Source organism: Micrococcus sp. iso_239 (assembly GCF_056173395.1).
Genome location: NZ_CM149672.1, coordinates 508,855 through 525,310, shown reverse-complemented (window position 1 = coordinate 525,310; position 16,456 = coordinate 508,855). Strand labels below are relative to the sequence as shown.

General features: G+C 73.8%; 16 protein-coding genes. 10 read left to right on the top strand and 6 right to left on the bottom strand.

Annotated features, from left to right (window positions below; translation table 11 throughout):
* The first annotated feature begins 16 nt into the window (after positions 1-16).
* Positions 17-1,855 (top strand): AMP-dependent synthetase/ligase, encoded by a 1,839-nt coding sequence (locus AC0VX2_RS02390; protein ID WP_354403734.1) that lies wholly within the window; start codon positions 17-19, stop codon positions 1,853-1,855.
* Between the two features lie 72 nt (positions 1,856-1,927).
* Here AC0VX2_RS02390 and AC0VX2_RS02385 read toward each other — a convergent pair whose 3' ends face one another.
* From AC0VX2_RS02385 to AC0VX2_RS02375, 3 genes are read right to left on the bottom strand one after another with little or no spacing between them, the layout of a single operon-like run.
* Positions 1,928-3,148, bottom strand: coding sequence for a TIGR01906 family membrane protein (locus AC0VX2_RS02385; protein WP_336574948.1), 1,221 nt, complete (start codon positions 3,146-3,148; stop codon positions 1,928-1,930).
* A gap of 47 nt (positions 3,149-3,195) precedes the next feature.
* Positions 3,196-4,755, bottom strand: a complete 1,560-nt coding sequence (gene ahcY, locus AC0VX2_RS02380) for an adenosylhomocysteinase (protein WP_260856931.1) — start codon at positions 4,753-4,755, stop codon at positions 3,196-3,198.
* Positions 4,756-4,800: 45 nt separating this feature from the next.
* Complete coding sequence (locus tag AC0VX2_RS02375) at positions 4,801-5,103, bottom strand: DUF3499 family protein (RefSeq protein ID WP_020628239.1); 303 nt, start codon at positions 5,101-5,103, stop codon at positions 4,801-4,803.
* A 62-nt stretch (positions 5,104-5,165) separates the two neighbouring features.
* On the opposite strand from AC0VX2_RS02375, the gene AC0VX2_RS02370 reads away from it, so the two are divergent.
* A complete protein-coding gene (locus AC0VX2_RS02370) occupies positions 5,166-5,711 on the top strand; it encodes a hypothetical protein (RefSeq protein ID WP_233569950.1) in 546 nt (181 codons plus the stop codon).
* A 55-nt stretch (positions 5,712-5,766) separates the two neighbouring features.
* Here AC0VX2_RS02370 and AC0VX2_RS02365 read toward each other — a convergent pair whose 3' ends face one another.
* Positions 5,767-6,288, bottom strand: coding sequence for a WhiB family transcriptional regulator (locus tag AC0VX2_RS02365; protein WP_061866907.1), 522 nt, complete (start codon positions 6,286-6,288; stop codon positions 5,767-5,769).
* Between the two features lie 171 nt (positions 6,289-6,459).
* Here AC0VX2_RS02365 and AC0VX2_RS02360 point away from each other — a divergent pair, with 171 nt between their 5' ends.
* Positions 6,460-7,083 carry a hypothetical protein gene (locus AC0VX2_RS02360; protein ID WP_101965745.1) on the top strand — a complete coding sequence of 208 codons (624 nt, stop codon included), beginning with the start codon at positions 6,460-6,462 and terminating at the stop codon, positions 7,081-7,083.
* A 13-nt stretch (positions 7,084-7,096) separates the two neighbouring features.
* Here the strand turns inward: AC0VX2_RS02360 and AC0VX2_RS02355 are convergent, their stop codons facing one another.
* The gene (locus tag AC0VX2_RS02355; protein ID WP_475432614.1) at positions 7,097-7,672 is read right to left on the bottom strand and encodes a GtrA family protein; all 576 of its coding nucleotides are present in this window, start codon (positions 7,670-7,672) and stop codon (positions 7,097-7,099) included.
* A gap of 162 nt (positions 7,673-7,834) precedes the next feature.
* Between AC0VX2_RS02355 and AC0VX2_RS02350 the strand changes: the two genes are divergently transcribed.
* From AC0VX2_RS02350 to manA, 4 genes are read left to right on the top strand one after another with little or no spacing between them, the layout of a single operon-like run.
* On the top strand, positions 7,835-9,040 hold the full coding sequence (locus tag AC0VX2_RS02350) for a 5-(carboxyamino)imidazole ribonucleotide synthase (protein ID WP_144820049.1): 1,206 nt from the start codon (positions 7,835-7,837) through the stop codon (positions 9,038-9,040).
* Positions 9,037-9,594: a 5-(carboxyamino)imidazole ribonucleotide mutase gene (gene purE, locus AC0VX2_RS02345; protein WP_002854497.1), complete on the top strand. Its 558-nt coding sequence runs from the start codon at positions 9,037-9,039 to the stop codon at positions 9,592-9,594. Before AC0VX2_RS02350 ends, purE begins: the two co-directional genes overlap by 4 nt.
* The gene (locus AC0VX2_RS02340) at positions 9,594-11,207 is read left to right on the top strand and encodes an LCP family protein (RefSeq protein WP_144862095.1); all 1,614 of its coding nucleotides are present in this window, start codon (positions 9,594-9,596) and stop codon (positions 11,205-11,207) included. The genes purE and AC0VX2_RS02340 overlap by 1 nt, the downstream gene beginning before the upstream one ends.
* Before the next feature lie 41 nt (positions 11,208-11,248).
* A complete protein-coding gene (gene manA, locus AC0VX2_RS02335) occupies positions 11,249-12,493 on the top strand; it encodes a mannose-6-phosphate isomerase, class I (protein WP_371469955.1) in 1,245 nt (414 codons plus the stop codon).
* Between the two features lie 23 nt (positions 12,494-12,516).
* Here manA and glpX read toward each other — a convergent pair whose 3' ends face one another.
* On the bottom strand, positions 12,517-13,539 hold the full coding sequence (gene glpX / locus AC0VX2_RS02330) for a class II fructose-bisphosphatase (RefSeq protein ID WP_010079310.1): 1,023 nt from the start codon (positions 13,537-13,539) through the stop codon (positions 12,517-12,519).
* A gap of 107 nt (positions 13,540-13,646) precedes the next feature.
* Here glpX and AC0VX2_RS02325 point away from each other — a divergent pair, with 107 nt between their 5' ends.
* Genes AC0VX2_RS02325 through AC0VX2_RS02315 form a run of 3 tightly spaced genes read left to right on the top strand, consistent with a single transcriptional unit; the run spans position 13,647 to position 16,382 of the window.
* Entirely contained in the window at positions 13,647-14,237 is a 591-nt protein-coding gene (locus tag AC0VX2_RS02325; protein ID WP_002854501.1) for a DUF4245 domain-containing protein, read from the top strand.
* Positions 14,234-14,905, top strand: coding sequence for a carbonic anhydrase (locus AC0VX2_RS02320; protein WP_002854504.1), 672 nt, complete (start codon positions 14,234-14,236; stop codon positions 14,903-14,905). Before AC0VX2_RS02325 ends, AC0VX2_RS02320 begins: the two co-directional genes overlap by 4 nt.
* Before the next feature lie 55 nt (positions 14,906-14,960).
* The gene (locus tag AC0VX2_RS02315; protein ID WP_044659622.1) at positions 14,961-16,382 is read left to right on the top strand and encodes a class II fumarate hydratase; all 1,422 of its coding nucleotides are present in this window, start codon (positions 14,961-14,963) and stop codon (positions 16,380-16,382) included.
* The last annotated feature ends 74 nt before the right edge of the window (positions 16,383-16,456 follow it).

The window sequence follows — 16,456 nt, the reverse complement described above, 5'->3', positions numbered from 1 at the left end:
TGGATACCCTCGGACCGTGCAGAACCAGAGCCCCGTCCATGAGTCCGCCACCGAGCTCGTCGGCATGCCGCCGGCGGACTCCAACATCACGGACCTGATCGTCGCCTCCTGTGCCGACCGGCCGGACGCCCCCGTGTACGCCCTGCGCAACGGCGCGGGCGGCTGGGTGGACGTCCACTTCACCGCGTTCCTGACCCAGGTGCGCGCCGTGGCGGCCGGCCTCATCGCCCGCGGCGTCCAGCCCGGGGACCGGGTGGGCCTGTTCTCCCCCACCTCCTACGCGTGGGCCGTCCTCGACCAGGCCGTGTGGTTCGCCGGCGCCGTCTCCGTGCCGATCTACGAGACCTCCTCGGCCCACCAGGTGGAGCACATCGTCACGGACTCGGGCCTGCGGGTGGTCGCCGTCGGCAGCGAAGAGCTCGGCGAGCGCGTCGCCGAGGCCGCCGGGCACGCGGGCGTGGACGTGGCGACGTTCCCGCTGACGGACGCCGGACTGGCGGAGCTGGCCGAGGCCGGCGCGTTCGTGTCGGACGACGCCGTCGAGCACGCCCGCTCCCTGGCGACCCTCGCCAGCCCCGCCTCGATCGTCTACACCTCCGGCACCACCGGCCGCCCGAAGGGCGCCGTGATCACGCACGGCAACTTCGTGGGCGCGGCCATCAACGTGCTGCACTTCGCGCGCGAGGTGGTCCAGTGGTCCCCGGAGACGACGACGTCGCGCACCCTGCTCTTCCTCCCGCTGGCCCACGTGCTCGCCCACGCCGTCCAGGTCATCTGCCTGTACGCCCGCATCCAGGTGGCCCACTCCGGTTCCCCGGCCACGCTGCTCGGCGACCTCGCCTCCTTCCACCCCACGTGGCTGCTGGCCGTGCCGCGCGTGTTCGAGAAGGTCGAGGCCGGCATCGAGGCCAAGGCCCAGAAGGGCGGCACCGGGCCGATCTACGCGGCCGCCAAGCGCACCGCCATCGAGTGGTCCACGGCCGTGGACGAAGCCGAGTTCGGGGACGGCCCCGGGCCTTCGGCCCTGCTGCGCGCCCGGCGCGCGCTGTTCGACCGGCTGGTCTACCGCAAGATCCGGGAGGCCCTCGGCGGCGAGGTGATCTCGTGCGTGTCCGGCGCGTCCGCCCTCTCCCCGGAGCTGGTGCACTTCTTCCGCGGCGCCGGCATCCCGATCGTGGAGGGCTACGGCCTCACGGAGACCACCGCGCCGGCCACCGTGAACATCCCCGGCGCGCACCGCGTGGGCACCGTGGGCCTGCCCGTGGCCGGGGTGACGGTGAAGATCGCCGAGGACGGCGAGATCCTCATCCGCGGCCCCGTGGTGTTCGACGGCTACCACGGCATGCCGAAGGCGTCGGCGGAGGCGATGGAGGACGACTTCTTCCGCACCGGGGACATCGGTGCGCTGGACGAGCACGGCTTCCTGCGGATCACCGGCCGCAAGAAGGACGTGATCATCACCGCCGGCGGCAAGAACGTGTACCCCACGCCCATGGAGGAGGCGCTGCGCCAGCACCGGCTCATCGAGCACGTCGTGGTGGTCGGCGAGAACCGCCCGTTCGTGGGTGCCCTCATCACCCTGGACACCGAGGCCTTCACCCAGTGGGCCCTGGACCGCGAGCTCAGCCTCACTCCGGCCGAGGCCGCGACGGACCCCACCGTGCTGGCCTCGATCCAGGAGGCGGTGGACCAGGTCAACGCGGGCGTCTCCCGTGCCGAGTCCATCCGCCGATTCCGGATCCTGGACCACCCGTTCACCGAGGACTCCGGGCACGTCACCCAGTCCCAGAAGCTCAAGCGGGCCCAGGTGATCGAGGACCACGCCGAGGACGTCGAGGCCCTCTACCGCCGCTGACCCCGCGCCCCCCGGACGACGACGGGCCGGGAGGACGCCTCGTCCTCCCGGCCCGTTCCCGTCCGGCGGCGGTCAGCGCACCACGGCGTCGTCCTCCCGGGCCCACCGCAGGCGGGTGCGCAGCAGCTGCTCGCGGCGGTCCGCGCTCAGCTCACGACGGCGGCGCGTGGGCCACGTGAGCACGAGCGTCACGAGGGACGCCAGCAGGGTCACCAGCCCGACCACCACGGCCGCGTCCACCCAGAACTGCTCGGGGTAGAGGCGGATGAGGGCGTCCCGCACGGAGAACGTCCACGTGCCGTCCGCGAAGAACAGCGAGTGGAACCCGGCGAAGAACGTCTCCCAGCCCAGCACCGCCAGGACCGCCAGCGCGATCACCGCGAGCGGCAGCCACACGGCGCCGGCGAACAGGGCGCGGCGCACCCCGCCGGGGCTGGTGCGCAGCAGGGACGCGATGAGCAGGGCGCACACCACCACGAGCACCACGAGCGCCGCGGCGGCGATCCACAGCACGGTCTTCACATCCGTCATGTGGTCGACCTCGACCTCGGTGAACAGCGGCGCGCCCTGGTGCGTGAGGCTGCTGAGGTACCGCGGGCCGGCCAGGTTGGTCACGTAGTCCAGCCCGGCGGAGCCGTAGTGCATGCGGTCGGCGAGGGTGAAGCCGAACCGGTCCGCGGGGAACCCGGGCCGGTGGTACTCCAGCCACAGGAACACCGGGCTCGCCACGAGGCGGACGGCCGCCAGCAGCAGGGCGAGCGGGGCGAGGATCGCCAGCAGCACCTGCGCCAGGCGCGGGCCCGCCTTGGGCAGGCGCGCGCGCTCCTCCGGCGTGGGCCCCTGCAGGGCCGCCGCCTGCGCCACGGGGGCGGCGGTGCCGTCCTCGGGGTAGCGGTCGACCGGGGCGGCTGTGCTCGACCCCGCCGGGCGGGCCCCGACGGCGGCGCTCAGCGGGCCGAGCTCGTCGGCGCCGGGCAACGGCCGCCGGTCGCCCTCGGGCACGGCCCGGGAGGCGACGATGTCGCGGTCGGCGTCCGCGACCGGGCGGCCGGCGTCGCGTCGGTCCGCGGCCGCCGCGTCCCCGCCGCGCAGCGCGGCGAGGTCCTCGGGGCTGAGCGCCGAGGTGTGCTGGGCGCCGCCGTCGTCGTCCCGGCCCATGGCGGGCAGCGCCTGGGTGCGGTTCGGGTCGTCGGCGGCGTCGTCCTCGACGAACGCGCCGTAGTCCAGTCCGGAATCGAAGTCCTCCGCCCCGGCGCGCTCGTCGCGCCCGCGGCCGGCCTGATGGGAAGCCATGCTCGTGCCTCTCTCGAGTGGGTCCGTCCGCCCGCGGGCGCCGGGGATCAGTAGCGGTAGTGGTCGGCCTTGTAGGGGCCGGCCACATCCACGCCGAGGTACTCGGCCTGGGCCTTGGTCAGCTCGGTCAGCCCGACGCCGAGGGCGTCCAGGTGCAGGCGGGCGACCTTCTCGTCCAGCACCTTGGGCAGCGTGTAGACGCGCTTCTCGTAGTGCTCGCCGGTCAGGGCGCCGGTGCCCGTGGAGCCGCCGAAGAGCTCGATCTGCGCCATCACCTGGTTGGTGAAGGACGCGCTCATCACGAACGAGGGGTGGCCGGTGGCGTTGCCGAGGTTCAGCAGGCGGCCCTCGGAGAGCACGATGATGCTGCGCTCGGCCTCCGTGCCGCCGTCCAGGGTCCACTCGTGGACCTGCGGCTTGATCTCCGTCTTCACGACGCCGGGGATGCGGGCCAGGCCGGCCATGTCGATCTCGTTGTCGAAGTGGCCGACGTTGCCCACGATGGCCTTGTCCTTCATGGCGGCCATGTGCTCGGCCATGATGATGTCCTTGCCGCCGGTGGTGGTGACGAAGATGTCGCCCTCGCCCACCACGTCCTCGAGGCGGGCCACCTGGTAGCCGTCCATTGCGGCCTGCATCGCGCAGATCGGGTCGATCTCCGTGACGATCACGCGGGCACCCTGGCCGCGCAGGGCCTCGGCGGCGCCCTTGCCGACGTCGCCGTAGCCGCAGACCACAGCCACCTTGCCGCCGATCAGCACGTCCGTGGCGCGCATGATGCCGTCCGGCAGGGAGTGGCGGATGCCGTACTTGTTGTCGAACTTGGACTTGGTCACGGCGTCGTTCACGTTGATCGCCGGGAAGAGCAGGCGGCCCTCCTGCGCCAGCTGGTAGAGGCGCAGCACGCCCGTGGTGGTCTCCTCGGAGACGCCGCGCAGGGTGCCGGCGGTGCGGGTCCAGTGCTGCGGGTCGCGGGCCAGCGAGCGGCGCAGCGTCTCGAGGATGATCCGGTACTCCTCGGGATCGTCCTCGGTGGCGCTGGGCACGGCGCCCGCGGCCTCGAACTCGACGCCCTTGTGCACCAGCAGGGTGGCGTCGCCGCCGTCGTCCAGGATCATGTTGGGGCCGCGCTCCGGATCCTCGTCCGCGCCCGGCCAGGTGAGGATCTGCGAGGCGGTCCACCAGTAGTCCTCGAGGGACTCGTTCTTCCAGGCGAACACCGGCACGCCCTGCGGGTCCTCGGGGGTTCCCGAGCCCACGACGACGGCGGCGGCGGCCTCGTCCTGCGTGGAGAAGATGTTGCAGGAGGCCCACCGGACCTCGGCGCCGAGGGCGATGAGGGTCTCGATGAGCACGGCGGTCTGCACGGTCATGTGCAGGGAGCCGGCGATGCGGGCGCCCTTGAGCGGCTGGGCCTCCCCGTACTCCTCGCGCAGGGACATCAGCCCCGGCATCTCGTGCTCGGCCAGGCGGATCTGGTGGCGGCCCGCCTCGGCCAGGGACAGGTCCCGGACCGTGAAGTCGAACGAGGCACCGGGCACGGTGGTGCGGTTGGCGAAGGCCGGGTCGACGTCGGGGGTGCGGAACTCTGCGGAGGTCTCAGTCATGCCCTCCAGCCTAGCGAGGCCCCGGACGGCACGACACGTGCCGCGTCAGTCCCCGTCACGCACCACGCGCAGCCCGGGGCGGGCCGGCGGGACGGCCATGGGCCGGGTGGGGACCGTGCGCACGCCGCCGTCCGCGTCGACGGCCTCGTAGTGCTCGGGCAGCTCCAGCCGCAGCACCTCCCAGCCGCGCGGGGCCGTGGTGCGCCGAGCGTGCTCGCCGCAGAGGTCGTACGTGTGCGGCTCCGCCCGGCGCGACAGGGGCCCGATGACCACCTGCGAGTCCGCGTAGTTGTACGTCAGCGTGGCCAGGGCAGGGCTCTGGCATCCGGTCTTGCTGCAGCGTCGCATGGGTCCCACGCCCGCCACCCTACTCGGCGGACGGCCCGGAGCGGTGGCCTACCATGGCGCGCATGACCGCGTCCGCCTCCTCCGATCCCCTCGACCCCCTGCCGTTCCGGGCGGGCGACGCCGCGGGGGCCGAGCCGGGCGTCGAGGGCGGCCCGGCCGAGGCCGGCGTCTCCTCCCCCGCGGGGCGCGGCGGTCGGGACCGCCGTGGCCGAGGGCTGCGGCATCCGCGCCCGTTCGGTGCACGCTCGGAGCGGGGCCGGGGCGAGGCGCTGCTGGCCGCCGTCGAGAAGGCGGTGGACCGGCTGGGCTCCCTGGACGCGCCCGGGCTGCGGCACGTGACCGCGCGGGTGGAGCGCATCCCGGACCGGCTCGACGAGCGGCTGCGCGAGCTGCACGCCGGCCGGGAACGGGATGAGGAGGCGCTGTTCGCGCGGGCCGAGCGGCAGGGCCGGGACGGGGTGCTGATCACCCTGTTCGAGCGGCCGCTGCGGGACGCGGCCGACCCGGCCGACCTCGAGGGGGCCGTCTACGGGGTGGCGCTGAGCCGTTGCGCCGACGCGCTGGGCGTGGACCCGCAGGTGCTCGACCCCAGCTGGGGCCGCGGCTGAGCCCGGGCCGGGCGGTCCGCACCGGGCACCGCGCCCGGTGGACGGGCGCCGCGCGTCAGGCGCGGGCGCGGCGCAGGCGGCGACGCTCGCGCTCGGAGAGCCCGCCCCAGATGCCGAAGCGCTCGTCGTTCGCCATGGCGTACTCCAGGCACGCGTCCTTGACGGTGCAGGCCTCGCACACACGCTTGGCGTCCCGCGTGGAGCCGCCCTTCTCCGGGAAGAACGCCTCGGGGTCCGTCTGCGCGCACAGGGCGTCCGCCTGCCAGGCCAGCTCGCCCTCGACGGGCTCGGTGGTCACGCCCGGGATGGCGGCCCAGTCGGCGGAGACGGGCACGGCCTCGACCGGACGCTCGTCACCGGGGAAGAGGGCGGTGACGGTGGCGGCCGGGGTGCCGGTCTCGCCGTCGAGGTCGTGGGCGGTGAGGAAGGCGGTCGCCTGATCCTCGAGGCTCGCGCCGGCGACGCCGGCCTGCGGGTCGGCGGGGTCGAGGAACCAGTCGCTGGGGACGCTCCGCGGACGAGGCGCCGGCGCGGGATCGGCGTGGTGCGCGTCCTCGACTCGCTGGGTCTGCTCCATGTGTGACGCCTCTTCCCGGGATCGACGTGGCGGCTGTGGGCCGGGTGACCATGCGGTCCGCGCGGGTGCCGGGCAAGCCGGCGGGCCCCTCCTGGCGGGACCGTTGGCCCGGGTTCATTACATCGGTGTGATTCGTGCCGAGTCAAACCGAGCGGGTGCCACACTGGGCCCATGGTCTCCCTCTCCGCACCCCGGTCCACCGGCCCCCTCGTGCTCCGCCTCGCCTCCTCCCCGCGGCCCGCGCTCGTCCAGGAGCCGGGGGCCCCGGACGAGCCCGGCGCGGTGGACCAGCGCATCGAGCTCTCGGGCCGCGTGACCGTGAACTGGGCCGCCAAGTTCGCGGGTCTGCTCGGCGACGAGGGCGTGGGGGCGGGCGACGCCGTCGCCCTGGACCTGCCCGTCCACTGGCTCTCCCACGCCCTCGCCCTCGGCGTGCTCTGCACCGAGGCCGAGCCCGCCCTCGAGGGCGACTCCCCCGCCGCCGTCCTCACGGACCGGCCCGAGGCGTGGCCGGACCCGTCCGTGACCGTCTTCGCCGTGGCCCTGCCGCGCGGCCTCGAGCCCGAGTTCGACGGCCCGGCCGCCGACCCGGCCGTCGTGGACGTGGCCGCCGAGATCCGCGCCCAGCCGGATGCCCTGCCCGGCCCCGTGGATCACGTGCGGCCCGCGTCGATCCCGGCCGGGGCCGACGTCGCCCCGGACGACGACGGCCCGCGCCCCCGCCTGACGTGGGCGGGAGTGCGGGCCGCGCTGGAGGCGTGGGACGCGGGCCGGGCGGTGACCGTGCGCCCCTGACGGGGCGGCGGGGTCAGGCCGGGACGCTCAGAACCCCAGCGTCGGGGGCGCGGTGCCGGCCGTGCGGAGGCAGCTGGTCCTCGCGCAGCACGGGCATCTGGCCGGTGATGATCGCGAGGTCGCTGGCGAAGCCGGGCTCCACGTCCAGCTTCTCCTTGAACACCCAGAACCGGTAGGCGAAGTAGCGGAACACGGTGCCGAAGAACAGGCCGATCACGTTGCCGGCGATGAACAGGCCGGTCGGGTCGGTCACGCCCAGCAGGTACTGCGCGATCGCCACGCAGCCGGCCTGGATGCCCAGCCCGATCGCGTTCATGATCAGGAACATCACGAGCTCGCGCGTCTTGTTCGAGGAGCGCTTGTCCCGGAACGTCCAGTAACGGTTGGCGACCCAGCTGAACAGGGTGGCGACGACGCCGCCCACGATCTTGGCCTTGACGTTGGACCCCTCGAGCGGGCCGGTCATCATCCACCAGAAGACGAGCGAGTCCACCACGAACGCGGCCGCACCGACGGTGCCGAACTTGGCCACCTCCCGCCACAGCAGGGAGGCCATCCCGGTCAGGCGGCCCCAGAGATCGGACAGCATGGGCGTGGACTCCTCGGTTCGGGACGGGGGTGTGCACGCGGGCCGGACCCGCGCAGGGCTGGGGAACACTGTAGCCGCGCCCCCGGCGCGCGACCTCCTCGGATCCGGCGTCGGCCGCCCCTCCGTGACGGAGTTCTCAGCCGGTCCGACTACCCTGTGCGGGTGACTTCCCCTCGACTCGGTGTGATCGGTGGCGGGCAGCTGGCCCGCATGATGGCGGGCGCGGCCGCGGAGCTCGGCGTGCCCTTCCGCGTGCTCGCGGAGGCCCCGGACGCGTCAGCGGCCCAGGTCGCCCCCCACGTGGTCGGCGACCACGCGGACCTGGCGGACCTGCGCGCGTTCGCGGCCACGGTGGACGTGGTCACCTTCGACCACGAGCACGTGCCCACCGAGCACCTGCGGGCCCTGCAGGAGGCCGGCGTCGCCGTGCGCCCCGGCCCCGAGGCGCTGCAGCACGCCCAGGACAAGCTGGTCATGCGCGCCGCCGTCGAGCGGCTGGGCCTGCCGAACCCGGCGTGGGCGCCGGTCGACGACCTCGAGGCCGTCCTCGCCTTCGGCGACGAGCACGGCTGGCCCATGATCCTCAAGACCGCCCGCGGCGGCTACGACGGCAAGGGCGTGCTCAAGCTCGACGACGCCGACGACGCCCGCACCTCCGCCGCGGACGGCACCCTGGCCGCGTGGCTCGGCGCCGGCATCGCCCCGCTGCTGGCCGAGGCCCTCGTCCCCTTCTCCCGTGAGCTCTCCGCGCAGGTGGCGCGCACCCCCTCCGGTGAGGTGGCCGTCTACCCCGTCGTCGACTCGGTCCAGGTGGCCGGCGTGTGCGACCTCGTGGTCGCCCCGGCCCAGGACCTCGACCCGGCCGTCGCCGCGGCCGCGACCGCCGCGGCCGTCCGCCTCGCCGAGGAGCTGGACGTCACCGGCATGCTCGCGGTCGAGCTGTTCGAGACGCCGGGGGTCGGCCCGGGCTTCCAGGTGAACGAGCTGGCCATGCGCCCCCACAACTCCGGCCACTGGTCCATGGACGGCGCCGTCACCGGCCAGTTCGAGCAGCACGTCCGCGCCGTGCTCGACCTGCCGCTGGGCGAGACGGCCCCCCGCGGGGCCGGCGTCGTGATGAAGAACGTCCTCGGCGGCGCCCGCGAGGACCTGCACGCCGGCAGCGTCGCGGCCCTCGCCGCCCACCCGCAGGCCAAGGTCCACCTCTACGGCAAGGACGTGCGCCCGGGCCGCAAGGTCGGTCACGTCAACGTCGTCGCGGACCACGGCCTCAGCCTCGAGGAGGCCGTGCGGACCGCCGAGTCCGCCGCCGCACTCCTGCGCGACGACGCCCCCACCACCGGCACCGAGACGGAGGCCCGCCCATGACCGCCACGCCCCAGACCCCCGCCCAGCCCCTCCAGGACGACGCCCCGGTCGTCTCCGTCGTGATGGGCTCCGACTCCGACTGGCCCGTGATGAGCGCGGCCGCCGAGGCCCTGCGCGAGCTCGACGTGCCCGTCGAGGTCGGCGTGGTCTCCGCGCACCGCATGCCCCACGAGATGGTGGAGTTCGGCGCCCGCGCGCACGAGCGCGGCATCCGCGTGATCGTGGCCGGCGCGGGCGGCGCGGCCCACCTGCCCGGGATGCTCGCCGCCGTCACCCCCCTGCCCGTGATCGGCGTACCCGTGAAGCTCAAGAGCCTGGACGGGATGGACTCCCTGCTCTCGATCGTCCAGATGCCCGCCGGCGTGCCGGTGGCCACCGTCTCCATCGACGGCGCCCGCAACGCCGGCCTGCTGGCCGCCCGCATCCTCGCCTCGGCCGACACCGCGGAGGGCGACCGCCTGCGCGCCGCCCTCGCCGAGCACGCCGACGAGCTCAACGCCCAGGCCCGGGCCAAGGGGGCCCGCCTGCGCGAGCGGATGGCCGCCGACCGCTGATGTCACCCGCCACCGGATCCGTGCCCGCCGGTCACGCGCAGCCCGACCCGCTCCGAGATCCACGCGTCGCCTCCCCCACCGAGCGCACCCGCCGGGCGCTGATCCTCACCGCCCTGACCCTGCTGGTCCCCGGCGGCGCCCAGCTCGTCGCCGGCAGCCGCCGGCTCGGCCGCGTGGCGCTGCGGGTCACCGTCACCGTGTGGGCCGTGCTGATCCTCGGGCTGCTGTGGTGGCTGGTCTCCCGCGCGAGCCTGATCTCGCTCATGGCCCGGGACGGCGTGCTGCTCGGGCTGGCGGTGGTCCTGGCGGCGCTGGCGGTGGGCTGGGCGGTGCTGTGGGTGGACACGTTCCGGCTGATCCGGCCGCACCTGCTCGCCCCCGGCGCGCGGAAGATCACGGCGGCGGTCACCGCGCTCGCGCTCGTGCTCACCAGCGGCGCCCTGCTCTACGGCGGCTGGGCGGCGAACACGAGCCGCGGGGCGCTCGGCGAGGTCTTCCAGGAGGGGCCGGCCGTCCCGGAGGCCGAGGGCCGCTACAACATCCTGGTCCTGGGCGCGGACGCCGGCGAGGGCCGCCAGGGGCTGCGCCCGGACTCCATGCACGTGGTCTCCGTGGACGCCCGCACCGGCGCCATCGTGATGTTCTCCCTGCCCCGCAATCTCCAGGACGCGCCGTTCGTCGAGGGCTCCCCGCTGTGGGACGTGTACCCCAACGGCTTCGACTGCGGCGACGAGTGCATCCTCAACGCCCTCTACACGGACGTGGAGGAGCATCACGCAGACCTCTACCCGGACGCCGAACACCCCGGCGCCGAGGCCATGAAGGACGCCGCCGGCGGCATCCTCGGCCTGGACGTCTCCGGCTACGCCCTCATGGACATGGGCGGCTTCGCCCAGCTGATCGACGCCATGGGCGGGGTGGACGTCGTCAGCGGCGGCTACGTGGTGCACCGCGGCGTCCGGCCCGACGGCGCCTGGGGCAACATCTGGTGGGAGCCGGGCACCCACCACTTCAACGGCGACGACGCGCTCGCCTTCGCCCGCTCCCGGCACTGGTCCACCGACTACGCCCGCATCCGCCGGCAGCAGTGCATGCAGGCGGCGATGCTGGAGCAGTTCAGCCCCGCCACCGTGCTCACCCGCTTCGAGGGGATCCTCGCGGCGGGCGAGCAGATCGTGACCACCGACCTGCCGCAGTCCCAGCTCGGCACGTTCGCGGACCTCGCCGAGCGCTCGCGCGGCCAGAAGATGCGGCGGCTGACCATCGGCCCGCCCGACTTCGGCGACACGGGCACCCACTTCACCACCTACCCCGACTACGACCTCGTCCACCGCCGCGTGGACGAGATGCTGGCCGATGAGTCCGCAACCGCCGGATCGGAGCCGACCGGGGTCTCGGCGACGCCGCTGCTCACCGTGCTGGCCGTCGTCGCGCAGGAGACGCAGACCCCCGACGTCGACGAGGACGACCCGGCCACGTGGCCGGCCCCGCCGACCCGCTCCGACGGCGAGCCCTTCACCGCCGAGGACCTGATGACGGCCGAGGACCTGGGCCAGGAGGACGTGCTGAACCACGCGTCCTCGACCAACGGGCTGTGCATCCCCGCCCCGTGAGGCGCGGCGCGCGGGCCGACGGGCTGACCTAGGCTGGGCGCATGCACGTCCTGAAGCCCGTGATCCGTGACTACGCCTGGGGCTCCCCCACGCTCCTCGCCGACCTGCAGGGACGCGAGCCCACCGGCCGCCCCGAGGCCGAGCTGTGGCTGGGCGACCATTCGGGCGCCCCGTGCGTCGCCGTCGTGGCGGACGGCGCCCACGTCGGCCTGGACGAGGTGGTGGCCGGGGACCCCGAGCGCTGTCTCGGGCCCGCCGCACCGGAGGGCCGTCTGCCCTTCCTCATGAAGCTGCTCGCCGCGGGCGCCCCGCTGTCCATCCAGGCGCACCCCACCCTGGAGCAGGCCCGCGCGGGCCACGCCGCGGAGGAGGCGGCCGGCGTGCCGGCCGACGCCCCGGAGCGCAACTACAAGGATGCGAACCACAAGCCGGAGATGCTGCTCGCCCTGACCCCCTTCGCGGCGATGTGCGGCTTCCGCTCCCCCGAGGTCTCCTCGGACAGCTTCGAGGCCCTGGCCCGCGCCCTCACGGAGCGGGCGGACGGGGACACGTCCGCCGTCGCCGTCGCCGCCGCCCGGATCAGCCAGACCCTCGCCGCCGGGGACCTCGAGGACGCGTTCACCTCGATCCTCGACCCGGACTCCGTGTGGGGCTCCCCCGGCGCCGTCGCGCAGGTCGTGGACGTGCTGCGGGCCGCGCCGGACCTGGCCGAGCGCGACCCCTCGCTGGCCACGGCCCTCGAGGTCGCCCACCACCACCCGGACGACCCCGGCGTGGTGGTGGCCATCCTGCTCAACCGCGTGGACCTGGCCCCGGGTCAGGCCATCCATCTGCCCGCCGGCAACGTGCACGCGTACCTGCACGGGCTGGGCGTGGAGGTCATGGCCGCCTCGGACAACGTGCTGCGCGGCGGGCTCACCCCGAAGCACATGGACGTGCCCGAGCTGCGCCGCGTGGTCACCTTCGAGGCGCTGCCGGTGCCCTCCACCGAGCCCGAGCGCGTGGCCGACTCCGTGGTGGCCTTCCGCCCGCCGTTCGAGGAGTTCGAGCTGCTCCAGGCCACGCTCGAGGACGACGCCGTCCACGGGCTCGACGTGCACGGGCCCGGGATCGCGGTGGTCACCCGCGGCACGGCGAGCCTGGCCCTGGCAGGCCAGGAGATCGAGCTGGGCCCGGGCGAGGCCGTGTTCCTGCCCGCAGCGGAGACGGCGTCCGGCCCGCTGGCCGTCCGCGCCGCGGCCGGCGCCCCGGCGACGGTGCACGTGGCCGGCCTGCCGCGGGGCTGAGCCCGGCAGACCGGCCCGCGGGCTCAGCGGGCGTCGCGGTCCCCCAGCCACTTGGACCACTTCTTCACGTCGTGCTCGGCGTCCACGGTGCGGACCGTGCCGGACGACGAGCGCATCACGATGGACTGCGTGTGCACGCGGCCGTCGGCGAAGCGCACACCGCGCAGCAGGTCGCCGTCGGTGATGCCGGTGGCCGCGAAGTAGCAGTGGTCGGAGGTGACCAGCTCGTTCGTGGTCAGCACCGCGTCGAGGTCGAGGCCGGCGTCGAGGGCCTTCTGCTTCTCGGCGTCGTCGGTGGGGGCCAGGCGACCCTGGATGATGCCGCCGGTGGCCTTGATCGCGCACGCGGTGACGATGCCCTCGGGGGTGCCGCCGATGCCCATCATCATGTCCACGCCGGTGCCCGGGCGGGCGGCAGCGATGGCGCCGGCGACGTCGCCGTCCAGGATGAACTTCACCCGGGCGCCGGCCTGGCGGATCTCCTTGACCAGGCCCTCGTGGCGGGGGCGGTCCAGCACGCACACGGTCACCTGGGAGACGGGCTTGTCCAGGGCCTTGGCCACGAGGTTCACGTTCTGCTTCACCGGCAGGCGCATGTCCACGAAGTCGGCGGCCTCGGGGCCCACCACGAGCTTGTCCATGTAGAACACGGCCGACGGGTCGAACATGGTGCCGCGCTCGGCCACCGCGAAGACGGAGAGCGCGTTGTTGTAGCCCATGGCGGTCAGGCGGGTGCCGTCGATCGGGTCCACGGCCACGTCCACGGCGGCGCCGGAGCCGTCGCCGACCTGCTCGCCGTTGAACAGCATGGGGGCCTCGTCCTTCTCGCCCTCGCCGATCACCACGGTGCCGTCCATGGCCACGGTGTCCATGAACGCGCGCATCGCGTCCACCGCGGCGCCGTCCGCCTTGTTCTTGTCCCCGTAGCCCACCCAGGGGCTCGCGGCGATGGCCGCCGCCTCGGTCACCCGCACCAACTCCATGGCCAGGTTGCGGTCCGGGACGTGATTCTCGTAGCCGGTCTTCTCCGAGGACGCGCTGGTCATCGCTGCTCCGATCCTTGCTCGCGGCGCTCCGTCCGCACGGGACGGGGCGTGAGGGCGGCTCTGCCCCGGTCCTCATCCTACGGGGGCGGCCTCCCGTGGGTGGCACAATGCTGACCGTGAGCTCCGCCGACCCCCACGCCCCCGCCCCCCGTCCCGTCCTGACCGCCACGCAGGCGCAGCGGGCCCGGCAGCCGTGGATGGCCATGGTGCTCTCCCTGGCGGCTCTGCTGGCGATCGTGGCCGTGGTCCTCCTGCTCAACCCGGAGCCGCCGCAGCGGCCCCGTGAGGACCGCGTCGACGTCGCCGCCGAGGCCGCCACGATCCCCCACGACGACGGCGACCTGCCGGCCCTGGCGCCCGAGGTACCGGAGTCCTGGTACGCCAACTACGCCCGCCTGCAGAAGCTGGACGGCGTCTCCACGTGGGACGTCGGCTGGGTGGTCACGGACACGGTGTTCGCGGGCCTGCAGCAGGCCGAGGACGTCGACCCCACCTGGGTGAGCCTGCGGGTGGACCAGGTCCCGACGTCGGAGACGATCGAGATCGACGGGATCGCGTGGGACCTCCACGCCGATCCGAAGAAGCCGGAGCGACGGCTCGTGGCGGAGGTGGACGGCAGCACCGTGGTGCTGACCACCACCGGCGACCAGGCCGTCCTCGAAGACCTGGCGCACGGCGTCGCGAAGGAGACCCGATGACCCCCCACACCCGCCCCGAGACGACGCCGGCCCCCGACGTCGTCGTCCCCACCTCCGACCTGACCCCCGCCGAGGCGTGGGAGGTCCTCGCCGAGGGCAACCGCCGCTTCGTGGCGGGCGAGCCGAGCCACCCGAACCAGAACGCCGAGCGGCGCAGCGACCTGACCGCCGGTCAGGCCCCGGTCGCCGTGATCTTCGGCTGCGCCGACTCGCGCCTGGCGGCCGAGATCATCTTCGACCTCGGCCTCGGCGACGTGTTCGTGGTGCGCACGGCCGGCCACGTGATCGACGACGCCGTGCTGGGCTCCATCGAGTACGGCGTGGACGTGCTGGAGATCCCGCTCGTCATCGTCCTGGGCCACAACTCGTGCGGCGCCGTCACGGCGACGGTCGAGTCCTACATCTCCGGCACCATGCCGCGCGGCTTCGTGCGCCCCCTCGTGGAGCGCATCATCCCGTCCGTGCTGGCCGGGCGTCGCCGCGGGCTGGAGGAGGTCGACGAGTTCGTGGCCGAGCACGTGGACCAGACCTGCGACCACCTCCTGGAGACCTCGCAGTCCGTCCGCGCGGCCGTCGAGTCCGGGCGCACCGCCGTCGTCGGGCTCACCTACTCGCTGTCCGAGGGCACCGCGCGACCGGGCCGCGTGCACGGCGACCTGGCGGTCTGACGACGTCGGGCGTCCGGTGCGGCACCGGGCGCCCACGCCGTCCTAGGATGTGACCATGACCGCAGAGAACACCGATCAGCAGTTCCGCATCGAGCACGACACCATGGGCGAGGTGAAGGTGCCGGTGAACGCGCTCTACCGTGCACAGACCCAGCGCGCCGTGGAGAACTTCCCGATCTCCGGCAAGGGCCTCGAGCCCGCCCACATCCACGCCCTCGCGCAGGTCAAGAAGGCCGCGGCCAAGGCGAACGCCGAGCTGGGCATCATCTCGCAGGAGCGCGCGGACGCCATCGTCGCCGCCGCGGACCAGGTCATCGCCGGCGACCACGACGACCAGTACCCGATCGACGTGTTCCAGACCGGCTCCGGCACCTCCTCCAACATGAACACCAACGAGGTGCTCGCCACCCTCGCCACCCGCGCACTGAAGGAGGCCGGCTCCGAGGACGAGGTGCACCCCAACGACCACGTCAACGCCTCCCAGTCCTCGAACGACGTGTTCCCGACCTCCGTGCACGTGGCCGTCACCGCCGCCCTCGTGAACGACCTCGTCCCGGCGCTGGACCACCTGGCCGTCTCCCTCGAGAAGAAGGCGGAGGCCTTCGCCGGCGTCGTGAAGTCCGGCCGCACCCACCTCATGGACGCCACTCCGGTGACCCTGGGCCAGGAGTTCGGCGGCTACGCCGCGCAGGTCCGCTACGGCATCGAGCGCATCCAGTCCGCGCTGCCGCGCGTGGCCGAGGTCCCGCTCGGCGGCACCGCCGTGGGCACCGGCATCAACACCCCGAAGGGCTTCTCCGCCCGCGTGATCGAGCTGCTCGCCGAGGAGACCGGTCTGCCGCTGACCGAGGCCCGCAACCACTTCGAGGCCCAGGCCAACCGTGACGGCCTCGTGGAGGCCTCCGGCCAGCTGCGGAACATCGCGTTCTCGCTCATGAAGATCAACAACGACCTGCGCTGGATGGGCTCCGGCCCGAACACCGGCCTCGGCGAGATCGCCATCCCGGACCTGCAGCCGGGCTCCTCGATCATGCCGGGCAAGGTCAACCCCGTGATCTGCGAGGCCGCGATCATGGTGTGCGCCCAGGTGATCGGCAACGACACCACCGTCGCCCTGTCCTCCACCAACGGCGCGTTCGAGCTCAACGTGGGCATCCCCGTGATGGCCGCCAACCTGCTCGAGTCCATCCGCCTGCTGGCCAACACGACGCGCGTCATGGCGGACAAGATGATCGACGGCATCGAGGCCAACGAGGAGCGCTGCGCCTTCCTCGCCGGCGCCTCGCCGTCCATCGTGACCCCGCTGAACAAGGTGATCGGCTACGAGGCCGCCGCCAAGATCGCCAAGCACGCCGTCGCGAACAAGATGACCGTGCGCGAGGCCGTCGTGGACCTCGGCTACGTCGAGCGCGGCGAGATCACCGAGGAGCAGCTGGACAAGGCCCTGGACACCATGTCCATGACCCACCCGGAGTGATCCGGCGGATTCGGTGAGCGGCGCGACGCCGCCTCCCGGGCCACGACGCCGAGCGGCCGTCCTCCCGTGCGGAG